The sequence below is a fragment of the Streptomyces sp. MnatMP-M17 genome, assembly GCF_900091995.1.
GTDB lineage: Bacteria > Actinomycetota > Actinomycetes > Streptomycetales > Streptomycetaceae > Streptomyces.
On the sequence record NZ_FMDK01000535.1, the window covers coordinates 1 to 13441 of the forward strand.

The window sequence follows — 13441 nt, forward strand, 5'->3', positions numbered from 1 at the left end:
CGCCCGCCGGTGCCTCAGCCCTGCCGGCGCCTCAGCCGCCGGTGGTGGCCGCACCGCCGTTGTCGGCACCGGTGATGGCACCGCCCGGCGTCCCGCCGCCACCCGGCGTCCCGCCACCCGGATCTCCGTCGCCGCCGTCCGGCGGCGTCGGCGTCGGGTCGGGCGACGGTTCGCCGGTGGTCCCGCCGTCGCTCGTACCGCCGCCGTCCGTCGTACCCGTATCGGTGCTGGACGGCGTGTCCGTCGGCTTGTCGGAGGGAGTCAGGCTCGGCGTCGGCTTCTGGGGCGGCGGCCAGTTCGACCCACCGCCGCCGTCCGACGAGTCGTCCGTCTGCTGGGACTCCGTCGGCTCGTCCGACGGTGTCGGGGCCTCGTCACTCGATGTCTTCTGGCTCGGCGAGGGCGGCGGAGCATCCGACTTGCCGTCATTGCCGTTGTTGCTCATACCGTTGATGGCGTAGGCCACTCCCGCCACGATCGCGATCACCGCGAGCGCGACGAAGAGCCACAGCTTGCCCCGGCCGCCACCGCCGCCATGATGCCCGCCGTCGTATCCGCCGTCGTGCGGATTCATCGGCGGCAGGATCGGGCTCTGCGAGGTGTCGCCGTGCGGCGGATGTCCCATCGCGGTCGTCGCGGCCATGCCCATCGCCGGAGTGCTGCCGCCGATGTGCGTGTCGAACGTGCCGGTGTTCCAGGTGCCCGTGTGGCTGCCCTGCTGCTGGAGCATCTGCAAGCCGTACTGGACCAGCCCGCGCATCTCCTCGGCGCTCTGGAACCGGTCGTCCGGCTCCTTCGCGAGCGAGCGCATCACCAGGCCGTCCAGCTCCGGCGGCGCCACGTCCGAGACCTCGGAGGGCGGCACCGGGATGTCCTGGACATGCTGATACACCACGGAGAGCGGAGTCTCACCGGTGAACGGAGGCCGCAGCGCGAGGAGTTCGTAGAGCAAGCAGCCCGTGGCGTACAGATCGCTGCGGTGGTCCACGGCCTTGCCGAGCGCCTGCTCGGGCGAGAGGTACTGCGGCGTGCCCATGACCATGCCGGTCTGGGTCATCGTCGACTGCGCGCCGTGCAGGGCGCGCGCGATGCCGAAGTCCATCACCTTCACCGCGCCGGCGTCGGTGATGATCACGTTGGCGGGCTTGATGTCGCGGTGCACGATGCCGTGCTGGTGCGAGTAGGCCAGCGCCTCCAGCACTCCGGAGACGATGATCAGCGCCTGCTCGGGCGGCGGTGCCTCGGCGTTGACCAGCAGATCGCGGATGGTGCGGCCCTCGACCAGCTCCATCACGATGTACGGCACGGTCTGTCCGTTGACCGTGTCCTCGCCGGAGTCGTACACCGCCACCACCGCGTGGTGGTTCAGCCCGGCGACCGACTGTGCCTCACGGGTGAACCGGGCCTTGGAGACCGGATCCTCCGCGAGATCGGCGCGGAGCAGCTTGACGGCCACGGTGCGCCCGAGCCGTACGTCCTCCGCCGCGAACACCTCGGCCATGCCGCCACGGCCGAGACGGTGGGTCATCCGGTAGCGTCCGTCGCCGACCAGCCCTCCGACCAGGCCGCCATCGCCCCAGGAGTCCGCGGCGTCCGACACTCCGCCGCCTGCTTCGGGTTCGGGTGCCATCAGTCCTCGCCGTCGTTTCTGTCCGCTTCACGACCGCGCGCGCGGTCCGCGGTATGCCTGTGTTTCTCAGGGTGTTACTGAGGGTGTTTCTCAGGGGTGGTGGTCGGTGCTCGTCTTCGGGATTGGCTATGGCACATCACGCTACAGCCTCCGTATGACACGCCGGTCCACGGTGGACCGGCCATGAAACCGGGCGACGCGATACCCACGCAAATTCCACCCTTGTTCCATGCTTGTTCCACGCTTTTCCGGTAACGCTTCCGAGACGCTTGTTGTGCGTACGGTCACGGAACGGGCACCCGGCTTGACGTGTCTCTGCCCTCGGGCAGACTTGGCGCGTAATAACGGGATCACCGCGTGAGCACCATCGCGTCCACTGCTTGTCGGACCGCGTCTGCGCGCCGAGGGGGAAGCACAGTCATGAGCCAGCACGGCGCACGGGGCCGCTACGCGGGCGGTTCGGTCGCGGGCGGCCGGTACCAGCTTCGCGATCTCCTCGGCGAGGGCGGGATGGCGTCCGTATATCTCGCGTACGACACGGCGCTCGACCGCCAGGTCGCCATCAAGACGCTCCACTCGGAGCTGGGGCGCGAGCAGTCCTTCCGCGAGCGGTTCCGGCGCGAGGCCCAGGCCGTGGCCAAGCTGTCGCACACCAATGTCGTCTCGGTCTTCGACACGGGCGAGGACACGCTTCAGGAGAGCGGCGCCGCGGCGGGCTCCGGCGCGCTGATGCCGTACATCGTCATGGAGTACGTCGAAGGGCATCCGCTCGGCTCCGTGCTCCAGCGGGACATCGCCCAGTACGGCGCGATGCCGGCCGACAAGGCGCTCAAGGTGACGGCCGATGTGCTGGCGGCGCTGGAGGCCAGCCATGAGATGGGCCTCGTGCACCGGGACATCAAGCCGGGCAATGTGATGATGACCAAGCGCGGCATCGTCAAGGTGATGGACTTCGGCATCGCGCGCGCCATGCAGTCCGGTGTCACCTCGATGACACAGACCGGCATGGTCGTCGGTACGCCGCAGTATCTCTCGCCCGAGCAGGCGCTGGGACGGGCTGTGGACGCCCGCTCCGATCTGTACTCGGTCGGCATCATGCTTTTCCAGCTGCTGACCGGCCGGCTGCCGTTCGACGCGGACTCGCCGCTGGCGATCGCGTACGCCCATGTGCAGGAGGAGCCGGTCGCTCCGTCCACCATCAACCGTTCGGTCACTCCGGCGATGGACGCGCTGGTCGCGCGGGCGCTGAAGAAGAACCCGAACGAGCGGTTTCCGAGCGCTTCGGCGATGCGCGACGAGTGCGCGCGCGTGCTGACCGCCGGGCAGGCGGGCGCTCCGGTGATCGTGCCGGGTGCCGCGCCGCACAGCGGCAGCGGCTCGGGCGTGGGCTCGGCGGTCTTTCCGCCGGTGGACCAGTCGGGCCAGGCACCGCCATCGCCGCCGCACGGTGTGCGGACGCCGTACAGCCCGGGATCGTACGGACCGCCGACGCCCGCCACGCCGTCGGCGGCGCCGCAGACACCTGGCCCTGGCCCCGGCGCCGGGCCGGGCTACGGCTATCCGCAGTCGGCCCCGGCGTACCAGGCTCCTCAGCAGCAGATGCAGCCGATGGCACAGACCCCGCCGCCGTACACGATGTCGCCGCAGCCCGCGACCGCTCCCGGTGGCCGTGGCGGCCATGGCGCGCACGGCGGGAGCCATGGCGGTGGTCACGGCGGCGGTGGCGGCAGGCGGAACATGCCGGTCATCGTCGGTTCGATCGTGGTCGCGCTGCTGGCCATCGGCGGTCTGACAGCGGCACTTTCGCTCAACGGTAAAGATTCGGGCACCGGCGGCGGTGCGGCGGACCCGGGCAGCGGCAACTCCCAGGAGGGCTACCGGGCGCCGGAGCGCAATCGGACGATCGACACATCGGACTGCACGGACGCCTCGGAGGACGGGCTGGATCCGTCCAAGGTGACGGCTCCCGACCTGCGCTACAAGGACATCCTCTCGGTGAAGGACTGTCTCCGTGAGGCGGGCTGGTCGTGGGCACCGGTGAAGTCGGAGAACGACGGGTCCTGGGCCAAGGACATCGTGATCGACCAGTACCCGAGGCCGGGCGCCGCGGTGCCGCCGGACGGGCAGGAGTTCGAGCTGACGATCTCCACGGGGTACGCCGGGTAGTCGCGGGCATCGCGGAATAGTCCGGCCTGCGGCATCACGGATCCGGCGTATCCATCGCAGGAACGTTTCGAGATGCCGGATTTGTCATTACATGTGACGCTGAGTCGGTGACTCCTACGCTCCGCACTCCCTGCGCGATCGCGGTCGCGTCGCTGCTGATCGCCGCGCCCGGCGCGTACGCCGAGGAGTCCGCTCCACCCGTCACAGGTCCCACTGCCGCCGCAGAGTCGGCCCTCTCACTGGCCGGCCATCCGGCCGGAGAGGGACGGCCACGACCCGGGAGACCGCAGGAGCCCGAGACGGTGTCACCGGACGACGGAAGCCCGCGTACGGACGACAGCGGAGACGGCGACAGCGACAGCGACAGCGACTCGGAGGCCGATCCCGGGGCGGAGTGGGAGTCGGGCTGGGAAGCGGACGAGGAGACGGACGGCGATCCGCAGACGGATACGGAGACGAGCCCCGCACCTTCCGTACATCCCGGCCGGCCGACCAAGGTCCCGGCCTCACCGTCCGACGCCCGCCCCCTTACGTCGCCGTCCAAGCCCGCGTCGCCTTCCCACTCCGACGAGAACGACGAGAGCGAGGAGGACGAGGAGGACGAGCCGGCAGGGAGCAGGAAGGACACGGACGGGACGGTCGACGGGACCGACCGGAAGACGGACGGACACGCGGCGGAGGAGCCGCTGGAGGAGTTCGCCCATCCGCCGGAGGACTCCGAGGCGCCTCGGCGCCGGCCGCCCGCCGCCGCCCACGAATCGGCCACCCGGACCGTCACCGGTCCTGCCGCGCGGCCGGTTCCGGTGCTGACGCTGGGCACGGGAATCACACTGATCGGGCTGGGCCTCGGCTTCCTCGGACTACGGCTCCGCCGCCGCTGAGCGCCTCTCCCAGCCCCGTATCCGCACCCACACCCGCCCGGCGTCGGCGCCCGTATCCGCCCGGCGTCGGCGGGCACTCGGCATCGCGTCATCCTTATGGCGTATTTACCTGGTCCGCCTCAGGTCGCTTGCGGGCTACGCCATACCCGGTATACATACTGAGTATGTCGATTCGCCATGGGCTGCTGGCCCTTCTGGAACGCGGCCCGCGCTACGGCTCTCAGCTCCGTACGGAGTTCGAGTCCCGCACGGGTGCCACCTGGCCGCTCAACGTCGGCCAGGTCTATACGACCTTGAGCCGTCTGGAGCGCGACGGCATGGTGGCCCAGGACGGCGAGGACCGTGCGGGCCACGCGCTCTATGCGATCACCGACGCCGGCCGCGCGGAGCTGAGGTCCTGGTTCCGTACGCCGGTCGACCGCACCAGCCCGCCGCGTGACGAGCTGGCGATCAAGCTCGCCATGGCCGTGGGCGCGCCCGGCGTCGACATCCGGGAGGTCATCCAGTCGCAGCGCCGCCACACCATCAAGGCGATGCAGGACTACACCCGGCTCAAGGCCCAGGCCCTGGAAGCCGTCCCGGCCGACCGGCACGAAGTGGCCTGGCTGCTCGTCCTGGAACAGCTCATCTTCCAGACCGAGGCCGAGGCCCGCTGGCTCGACCACTGCGAAGCCCGGCTGATCCGGCTCGCGCTGCTGCCGGAACCGGGCAGCCGGCCGTCGGACACCGCCTCCGGCTCCCCTTCGGACACCGTCTCGGACACCACCTCGTCGGCCTCGGTCGATGTTTCGGGCGGCACCTCGGCCTGACCGGCCCGGCCCGCCGCCGTATCGCACTTTCCTCGCCCATCGCTTCCTCGCCCAGCCTCTTCCAGCACACATACCTCACGCAGGTATGTGGACGTACCGCCCTAGGGGGATCCCTCATGCCCGAAAACGCACAACCGCCGCAGCAGCCCGTGCTGCAACTCCAGGAACTGACCCGTGTCCATGGCAGCGGCGCCACCGAGGTCCATGCCCTGCGCGGTATCAACCTCGATGTGTTCCCCGGCGAACTCGTCGCCGTCATGGGTCCCTCCGGCTCCGGCAAGTCCACGCTGCTGACCATCGCAGGCGGCCTCGACACGCCCAGCTCGGGCCGTGTCATCGTCGAGGGCACCGACATCACCACCGCCGGCCGCAAGCAGCTCGCGGCCCTGCGCCGCCGCAGCATCGGCTATGTCTTCCAGGACTACAACCTCATCCCGGCCCTCACCGCCGCCGAGAACATCGCGCTGCCGCGTGAACTCGACGGCACCTCCGCGCGCAAGGCACGCACCGAGGCCGTGGCCGCGCTGGCGGAGATGGGTCTTGAACAGCTCGCCGACCGGCTCCCGGACGAGATGTCCGGCGGCCAGCAGCAGCGCGTGGCAATAGCCCGCGCGCTCGTCGGCGACCGGCGTCTGGTCCTCGCGGACGAGCCGACCGGCGCACTGGACTCCGAGACGGGCGAGTCCGTGCTCGCCCTGCTGCGCACACGCTGCGACGCCGGCGCCGCCGGTGTTCTGGTCACCCATGAGCCGCGCTTCGCGGCCTGGGCGGACCGGGTGGTCTTCCTGCGGGACGGCGCGGTCGTCGACCAGACCATCCGCAGCCAGGCGGACTCGCTGCTCACGGGCCAGGCGGCCGAACTGTGAGGACCTGGTACCACTCCTGGCGCGCGGCCCTGCGGATCGCCCGTCGCGACGCCTGGCGCTCCAAGGGACGCAGTTTTCTCGTCCTTTCCATGATCGCGCTTCCCATCCTCGGCGTGAGCGCCTTCGATCTGACGCTGCGCAGCTCCGAGCTGTCCACCCAGGAGCAGCTCGACCGTACGCTCGGCCGGGCCGATGCAGAGATCAGAGATCCGGAGTTCGGCGGTGTGCCGCTCTATCAGAACCCCCAGGCGGACAGTTACTCGCCGGTCGACGACTTCGAGAACGAGCCCTGGCCCGATGGACCGGGCGATATCACCAAGGCCATTCCGGCCGGCGCCACGGTCCTTGAGGACACGCTGGGAACCGGAAAGCTCCGTACCACATACGGGCTGCTCCAGACCGAGATCCGTGAGCTGAAGGCCGCCGACCCGATCGCCGACGGCATCATGCGCCTCAATGAGGGCCGCTTTCCCGAGCGGGCCGACGAGGTCGCCGCGACCAGCCACTTCCTGGAGGTCAGCGGGCTACGGGTGGGTTCGGAGCTCACCGCGCGTGGACTCGCGACCGAGTACCGGATCGTCGGCGCCTACGAACTGCCCGACTCGCTGGACACCGACCAGGTCAACGCGCTCCCCGGGGCATTTCTGGCGCCGCTCGACAAGGCGCTCCAGGCCGATGGGCTGCCGGAAACGCACGCGAGCTCCACTCAACTCATCCGCGTTCCGGGTGGTTTCACGTGGAACATGGTGAAGGAGGCCAATACCCATGGCCTGGTGGTGACCTCCCGTGCCGTGGCCCTCGATCCGCCCGCCGACGCGGATGTGCCGCTGTACCAGCAGGACGACCAAGGGAGGTACGAGCAGAGCGCGGTCGCCAATGCCACACAGCTGGCAGCGGCGGGCACCGTCGTCGGCCTCGCCATGCTGGAGATCTGTCTGCTGGCAGGTCCGGCCTTCGCGGTCGGTGCCCGGCGCTCGCGCCGTCAGCTCGGTCTGGTCGGTGCCAACGGCGGCGACCGGCGCCATATCCGGGCCATCGTCCTCGGTGGCGGTCTGGTGATCGGTGTCGCCTCGGCCGTCATCGGTACGGCCCTCGGTCTGGGCCTCACCTATGTACTGCGTCCCGTCCTTGAGGACTATATGGGCCGGCGCTTCGGCAGCTTCGACATCCGGCCGCTGGAACTTCTCGGTATCGCGCTGCTCGCCGTGCTCACCGGTCTGCTCGCCGCGATCGTCCCGGCCGTCACCGCCTCCCGGCAGACCGTCCTGTCCTCGCTCACCGGCCGCCGCGGAGTCCGCAGAAGCAGCAGGGTCCTACCGGTCCTCGGGCTGATCGCGGTCGTGCTGGGTGCGGTGATCGCGCTGTACGGCTCGACGATGACCGACCAGTTCACGATCGTCGCGGGTGGCAGCGCCATCGCCGAGCTGGGCGTGGTCGCGCTGACACCGGCCCTGGTCGGACTGTTCGGCCGGCTCGGCCACTGGCTTCCGCTCTCACCGCGGCTGGCGCTGCGGGACGCCGTACGGAACAGAGGCCGCACGGCGCCGGCCGTGGCGGCGGTGCTGGCCGCGGTCGCGGGCACGGTGGCGGTCGCCACGTATGCCGCGAGCAGCGATGCCCAGGACCGGGCCGCGTACGAGCCGCGGCTCCCTCATGGCGCGATCTCCGTGGCGGTCTACGAGGACGACGGCGGCCGGGATGTGCCGGCCATACGCACGGCGGTCCAGAAGAATCTGCCCGTCGATCTGCGGGCCGATGTGGACCGTATCTCCGTCGGAAAGCCGAACTGCTCGATGTACCGCGGCGACAACGGCTGTGGACGGTACGAGGTCGTCGTCCCCAAGGCGCATCAGTGTCCGCTCTGGTCCACAGGGCCGGACGATCCTTCGGAGAAGTTCAGCAAGGCCGAGCGGCGCAGGCTCGCCAAGGACTGGCGCTGCGAACAGGGCTCGGTCTACAGCGACGCGGACGGCGGTCTGCTGATCGGTGACGCCACTCTGCTGAAGATCCTCGGCATCAAGGATCCGGGCGCGGAGAAGGCGCTGGCGGACGGCCGGGCCGTCTCGTTCGACAAGCGGAACGTCGACACGGCCGGAAAGATCGGCATCCTGCTGATCACGGACACCGAGAAGGCGGACGCGGCCAGTCAGAAGGGCCTGCCGTCGCCCGGCACCCTCAAGTCGATCCCGGCGTATCAGGTGCCGGGGAAGCCGAACGCGTACGGCCTTACGATGATCATCGCTCCGGCCACGGCGAAGGCCGCGGGAATCAGCACCGTCCCGCTCGGCGCGTACTACTCGTCCAGTGCCCTGCCGAACAGCACACAGAAGCAGAAGCTGGACGGCGAGCTGGCCAAGACCGGCAGCCAGGTGAATCTCCATATCGAGGCCGGGTACACCAGCGAGAACAGCATTGTGCTGCTGGCTCTGACGGTCTTCGCCGGACTGGTCACCATCGGCGCGGCCGGTATCGCCACCGGTCTCGCCCAGGCAGACGCCGAGGCCGATCTCAAGACACTCGCCGCGGTCGGTGCTCCGGCGCGGGTCCGCAGGACGCTCAGCGGATTCCAGTGCGCGGTGGTGGCGGCGATGGGTGTGCTGCTGGGCTCGGCCGCCGGGGTCCTCCCGGCAATCGGACTGCGGCTGACCGAGCGCCGCGGCGAGCTCAAGTTCCACGAGCGGGCGCTCGACGAGGGCTGGGGTGCCCTCACGACGCCGTATGTGCCCATCGTCATCCCTTGGGAGACGCTGGCCGCGCTGCTGGTCGCCGTCCCGCTGGGTGCCGCGATCCTGGCCGCGCTGGTCACCCGCTCGCACCGGACACTGGGCCGCCGCGCGGCCATGTAACCGGCGCACGGCCGGCCGGTCCGGAGTGGCGCACACCGTGAAATCGTGCCCTCGTACGAGGATGGACGTCTTCGTACGGGGGCACGCCATGTGGTGACTCACATGTGCGAGACAATGGGCCGTATGGAGATGCCGAGTAACGAACGGTCGCAGGAGAGCCCCCATGTCCTCGTGGTGGGACAGGACGGGATGGCACTCGGCGGCGGTGGTGGCGGTGCCGACGAGGGACGCGAGGTTCCTGTGACGGAGATGGTCGAACAGCCGGCCAAGGTCATGCGCATCGGAAGCATGATCAAGCAGCTTCTTGAGGAGGTACGGGCGGCACCTCTGGACGAGGCGAGCCGGGTCAGGCTCAAGGAGATCCACGCGGGCTCCGTGAAGGAGCTGGAGGACGGTCTCGCTCCCGAGCTGGTCGAGGAGTTGGAGCGGCTCTCGCTTCCCTTCACGGATGACGCGATTCCCTCCGAGGCCGAGCTGCGTATCGCGCAGGCCCAGTTGGTGGGCTGGCTGGAGGGCCTGTTCCACGGCATCCAGACGGCGCTGTTCGCCCAGCAGATGGCGGCCAGGGCGCAGCTCGAACAGATGCGCCGCGCGCTGCCGCCGGGCTCGGTCCAGGACGACGAGGGCGAGCCGGGACACGGCGCGCTCCGCTCCGGCCCGTATCTGTAGATCCCTTTCTGCGGGTCCCTTCCCTCACGGCCCGGTACACCGGAGGCGCACCGGGCCGGGGGCGGCCGTCAGTCGGGGTGATGGTCAGCCGGGGCGTGGACCGTCGGGGCGGTCGTCAGCCGGCGGTCGGCGTGAGCAGCAGCACCTTGCCGACATGGGTGCCGGAATCCAGTACGCGGTGTGCCTCCGCCGCCTCCGGCATGGTCATCGTCCGGTCCACGACCGGACGGATGTCACCGTTGTCGATGAGCGGCCAGACATGCTCCCGTACGGCCGCGACGATCGCCGCCTTCTCGGACTGGGGACGGGCGCGCAGCGAGGTCGCCGTGATCGCACCGCGCTTGCCCAGCAGCGCACCCAGATTGAGTTCGCCCTTGATTCCGCCCTGGAGACCGATCACCGCGAGCCGGCCGTTCACGGCCAGGGCCTTCACATTCCGGTCCAGATACCTGGCACCGACGATATCGAGGATGACATCCGCGCCGGCGCCGTCCGTGGCCTTGCGGATCTCCGCGACGAAGTCCTGTTCGCGGTAGTCGATCAGGATGTCCGCGCCCAGTTCGGCGCAGCGCGCCAGCTTCTCGGGACCTCCCGCCGTGACCGCCACCCGCGCGCCCACCGCCTTGGCGAGCTGGATGGCCATCGTGCCGATACCGCTCGCGCCGCCGTGCACCAACAGCGTCTCGCCGGGCCGCAGATGCGAGATCATGAAGACGTTCGACCAGACGGTGCAGGTGACCTCGGGCAGCACCGCGGCCGTCGCCAGATCCAGGCCTTTCGGTACGGGAAGGAGCTGGCCGGAGGGTACGGCGACCTTCTCGGCATAGCCTCCGCCCGCCAGAAGCGCACACACCTCGTCGCCGACGGCCCAGCCCGCGACTCCCGGGCCCAGCGCGCTGATCCGTCCCGCGCACTCCAGACCGGGGTACGGGGAGGCGCCGGGCGGAGGATCGTAGAAGCCCTGCCGTTGCAGAAGATCGGCGCGGTTGACGGCGCTCGCCACGACCTCGACGAGGACCTCACCCTCGCCGGGTACGGGATCGGGCACCTCGGCCCAGACAAGCGCCTCGGGGCCACCGGGTTCCGGAATCGTGATCGCATACATGAGCGCGAGGCTACTCCCGCGCTCCCCGCGTCGGCCGGTCCTACGACACGTTGGAGCACGTTGGAGCCAGGAGGCGTTCCCGTTACGGGGTGTTGGAGTTGTCCGGGACCGTGGGGCTCTGGGCCCGGACGATGGTGATCAGACGGTCCGTGAGCTGAAGCGGGCTGGCGGTCGGATCGTCGTAACCGAGCAGCCGGTGCCCGCGCAGCACGCTCACCACCAGATCGTCCGTCTCCCTTACGCTCCGGCCCACTTCGGACTTTATGACGGGCCGTTCGATGAGATCGAGGCCACTGCCCTGCTGGATCAGATCCTCCATCACCGTGCCGGCGCTGGGGCTGAGCACCGAGAGCCCGAGCAGCCGGCCGGCGGCGCTGGCACTGGTGATCACCGCGTCGGCGCCGGACTGGCGCAGCAGCGGTGCGTTCTCCTCCTCCCGTACGGCGGCCACGATCTTCGCCGTACGGTTGAGCTGGCGTGCCGTCAGCGCGACCAGCACCGCCGTGTCATCGCGCTGAGTGGCGATAACTATCTGGCGGGCGCGCTGGAGCTCCGCGCGCAGCAGTACATCGCTACGGGTCGCATCGCCGACAATCCCGACGAATCCCTCCGCGTTGGCCGCCTCGATCACCTTGTTCGACGGATCGACGATGACGATCTGATCCTTCTTCAGCCCGGTGGCACAGAGCGTCTGGATCGCCGATCGGCCCTTGGTGCCATAGCCGACGATGATGGTGTGGTCGCGCAAGTTGGACCTCCAGCGGTTCAGCCGCCACTCCTCCCGGGTGCGCTCCGTGAGGACCTCAAGAGTGGTACCGACCAGGATGATAAGAAAGAGCACGCGCAGCGGCGTCACCAGCAGCACATTCGCCAGCCGCGCGCTGTCGCTGTACGGGACGATGTCTCCGTAACCCGTCGTGGAGAGCGTCACGGTGGCGTAGTAGACGGCGTCCAGGAAGTCGACCGATTCATCGGCGTTGTCGTGGTAGCCCTGTCGGTCGACAAAGACGATAAACACCGTGAGGGCCAGCACAAACAGCGCCATCAGCAGCCGTCGGCTGACCTGACGCAGCGGACGGACGACCTTACGGCGTGGCAGCTTCACCCGGGTGGTGACCAGATATTCGTCGGCCTGCCTGGCCATCGCATCATGGCCGGGAAGTTTCACGTGAAACACTCTCCATCGGCCCCGGCCGTCCAGGGCAGATCCAGCACTTCCAGCTCTTGGCCCGCCTGCGCGCCGCCCGACGGTACGACCGCGAGCCCATCGGCGGCGGCGATTCCGCGCAGCATGGCCGGACCGTTGAAATGAAGCGGTACGAGTCCCTCGTCACGGTGGACGACCGGCACCAGACGGGTGTCGTACGGATGGCCCTGCACCGGGTCACGCAGCGGCGCGCGATACGGAGTCCGAGGTGCCCGTCCCGCCAGCGACCGCAGCAGAGGCTCGGCGAGCGTCAGCAGCCCGGAGACCGCGGCGAGCGGATTGCCGGGCAGGCCCACCAGATGGCGTCCCGACGCCAGCCGGGCCAGCAGCATGGGATGGCCGGGCCGTACGGCGACACCGTCCACCAGCAGCTCGGCGCCCGTTTTCCGGAGGACCGGATGGACATGATCGACCGGTCCCGAGGCCGTGCCGCCGGTGGTGATGACAAGATCGGCCTCGGAGCCGGTGATCGCATGACAGAGCGCGTCGGCGTCGTCGCCGATCCGGCGGGTGGCGAGAACCTCGGCGCCGAGAGAGCGGAGCCAGGGCGCGAGCATCGGGCCCAGGGCGTCGCGGATCAGTCCGTCGTGAGGCAGACCTTTGATGAGCAGCTCGTCGCCGAGGACCAGTATCTCGACGCGCGGCCGTGGAACGGTGAGCAGCTCGTCGTACCCGGCCGCCGCCGCCAGACCCAGCACGGCGGGAGTCACCAGTGAACCGGCGGGCAGCAGCCGGTCGCCGGAGCGGCACTCCTGGCCGCGCGGCCTGATGTCCTGGCCCGGGACCACCTCGCGCTCGGCGTGGAGATGGCCGCCGCTGTCGATACGGGCGTGTTCGCTGCGCACCACCGCGGTCGCCTCGGGCGGGATCCGGGCGCCGGTGGCGATCCGTACCGCGGCGCCGTCGGGAAGCGGCGCCGCCTCTCCCTGCCCGGCGAGAATGCCGTGGTTCTCGGCTGGGCCGTCGGACGCCCCTTGCGTGGAGGCGTGATGCGCGCTCCGTACGGTCCAGGGGCCGGGCCCCGAGACCGCCCAGCCGTCCATCGCCGAGGTGTCGAAGGACGGCAGATCGGTGAGGGCGGCCAGCGGCTCGGCCAGCGCCCGGCCCAGGGCACGATCGAGCGGTACGCGATGGGCCGGAGCGGGCGATGCCGGGCGCGCGGAGCGTCCCGACCGTACGGCGATCGCGCGGGCCGTCCCCCATGGCTCGGCCCGGTGCCGGCCTGACGCGGCTTGGCCGCCGGGAGTGGCGGGGCGGGGCTG

Annotated in this window: 10 protein-coding genes; 6 read left to right on the forward strand and 4 right to left on the reverse strand. The window is 69.9% G+C overall.

Translation table 11 applies throughout. The features are described 5' to 3' along the window. Positions 1 to 31: 31 nt before the first annotated feature. Positions 32 to 1630, reverse strand: coding sequence for a protein kinase domain-containing protein (locus GA0115259_RS23435; protein WP_093600668.1), 1599 nt, complete (start codon positions 1628 to 1630; stop codon positions 32 to 34). A 420-nt stretch (positions 1631 to 2050) separates the two neighbouring features. On the opposite strand from GA0115259_RS23435, the gene GA0115259_RS23440 reads away from it, so the two are divergent. The 6 genes from GA0115259_RS23440 to GA0115259_RS23465 all read left to right on the forward strand — a co-directional run bounded on the left by GA0115259_RS23440 (position 2051) and on the right by GA0115259_RS23465 (position 9867). Next, positions 2051 to 3796 carry a protein kinase domain-containing protein gene (locus tag GA0115259_RS23440; protein ID WP_093600671.1) on the forward strand — a complete coding sequence of 582 codons (1746 nt, stop codon included), beginning with the start codon at positions 2051 to 2053 and terminating at the stop codon, positions 3794 to 3796. Between the two features lie 107 nt (positions 3797 to 3903). Then, on the forward strand, positions 3904 to 4677 hold the full coding sequence (locus tag GA0115259_RS23445; RefSeq protein ID WP_093600674.1) for a hypothetical protein: 774 nt from the start codon (positions 3904 to 3906) through the stop codon (positions 4675 to 4677). Between the two features lie 164 nt (positions 4678 to 4841). Further along, on the forward strand, positions 4842 to 5486 hold the full coding sequence (locus GA0115259_RS23450) for a PadR family transcriptional regulator (protein WP_093600677.1): 645 nt from the start codon (positions 4842 to 4844) through the stop codon (positions 5484 to 5486). A 116-nt stretch (positions 5487 to 5602) separates the two neighbouring features. Next, complete coding sequence (locus GA0115259_RS23455; RefSeq protein ID WP_093600680.1) at positions 5603 to 6352, forward strand: ABC transporter ATP-binding protein; 750 nt, start codon at positions 5603 to 5605, stop codon at positions 6350 to 6352. Further along, positions 6349 to 9198, forward strand: a complete 2850-nt coding sequence (locus tag GA0115259_RS23460; protein WP_093600683.1) for an ABC transporter permease — start codon at positions 6349 to 6351, stop codon at positions 9196 to 9198. The genes GA0115259_RS23455 and GA0115259_RS23460 overlap by 4 nt, the downstream gene beginning before the upstream one ends. 123 nt (positions 9199 to 9321) lie before the next feature. Continuing rightward, positions 9322 to 9867 (forward strand): bacterial proteasome activator family protein, encoded by a 546-nt coding sequence (locus tag GA0115259_RS23465; RefSeq protein ID WP_093600695.1) that lies wholly within the window; start codon positions 9322 to 9324, stop codon positions 9865 to 9867. A 115-nt stretch (positions 9868 to 9982) separates the two neighbouring features. Here the strand turns inward: GA0115259_RS23465 and GA0115259_RS23470 are convergent, their stop codons facing one another. From GA0115259_RS23470 to GA0115259_RS23480, 3 genes are all read right to left on the reverse strand, one after another. Continuing rightward, positions 9983 to 10972: an NAD(P)H-quinone oxidoreductase gene (locus GA0115259_RS23470; RefSeq protein WP_093600686.1), complete on the reverse strand. Its 990-nt coding sequence runs from the start codon at positions 10970 to 10972 to the stop codon at positions 9983 to 9985. Positions 10973 to 11054: 82 nt separating this feature from the next. Continuing rightward, complete coding sequence (locus GA0115259_RS23475) at positions 11055 to 12140, reverse strand: potassium channel family protein (protein ID WP_093600689.1); 1086 nt, start codon at positions 12138 to 12140, stop codon at positions 11055 to 11057. Then, positions 12137 to 13441, reverse strand: a 1305-nt coding sequence (locus GA0115259_RS23480; protein WP_093600692.1) for a molybdopterin molybdotransferase MoeA, incomplete at its 5' end; no start/stop codon positions are given. The genes GA0115259_RS23475 and GA0115259_RS23480, both read right to left, overlap by 4 nt.

Coding starts and splice junctions, on each gene's coding strand:
- GA0115259_RS23470 (WP_093600686.1), bottom strand. CDS start 10,972: ATGTATGCGATCACGATTCCGGAACCCGGTGGCCCCGAGGCGCTTGTC.
- GA0115259_RS23455 (WP_093600680.1), top strand. CDS start 5,603: ATGCCCGAAAACGCACAACCGCCGCAGCAGCCCGTGCTGCAACTCCAG.
- GA0115259_RS23450 (WP_093600677.1), top strand. CDS start 4,842: ATGTCGATTCGCCATGGGCTGCTGGCCCTTCTGGAACGCGGCCCGCGC.
- GA0115259_RS23465 (WP_093600695.1), top strand. CDS start 9,322: ATGGAGATGCCGAGTAACGAACGGTCGCAGGAGAGCCCCCATGTCCTC.
- GA0115259_RS23435 (WP_093600668.1), bottom strand. CDS start 1,630: ATGGCACCCGAACCCGAAGCAGGCGGCGGAGTGTCGGACGCCGCGGAC.
- GA0115259_RS23440 (WP_093600671.1), top strand. CDS start 2,051: ATGAGCCAGCACGGCGCACGGGGCCGCTACGCGGGCGGTTCGGTCGCG.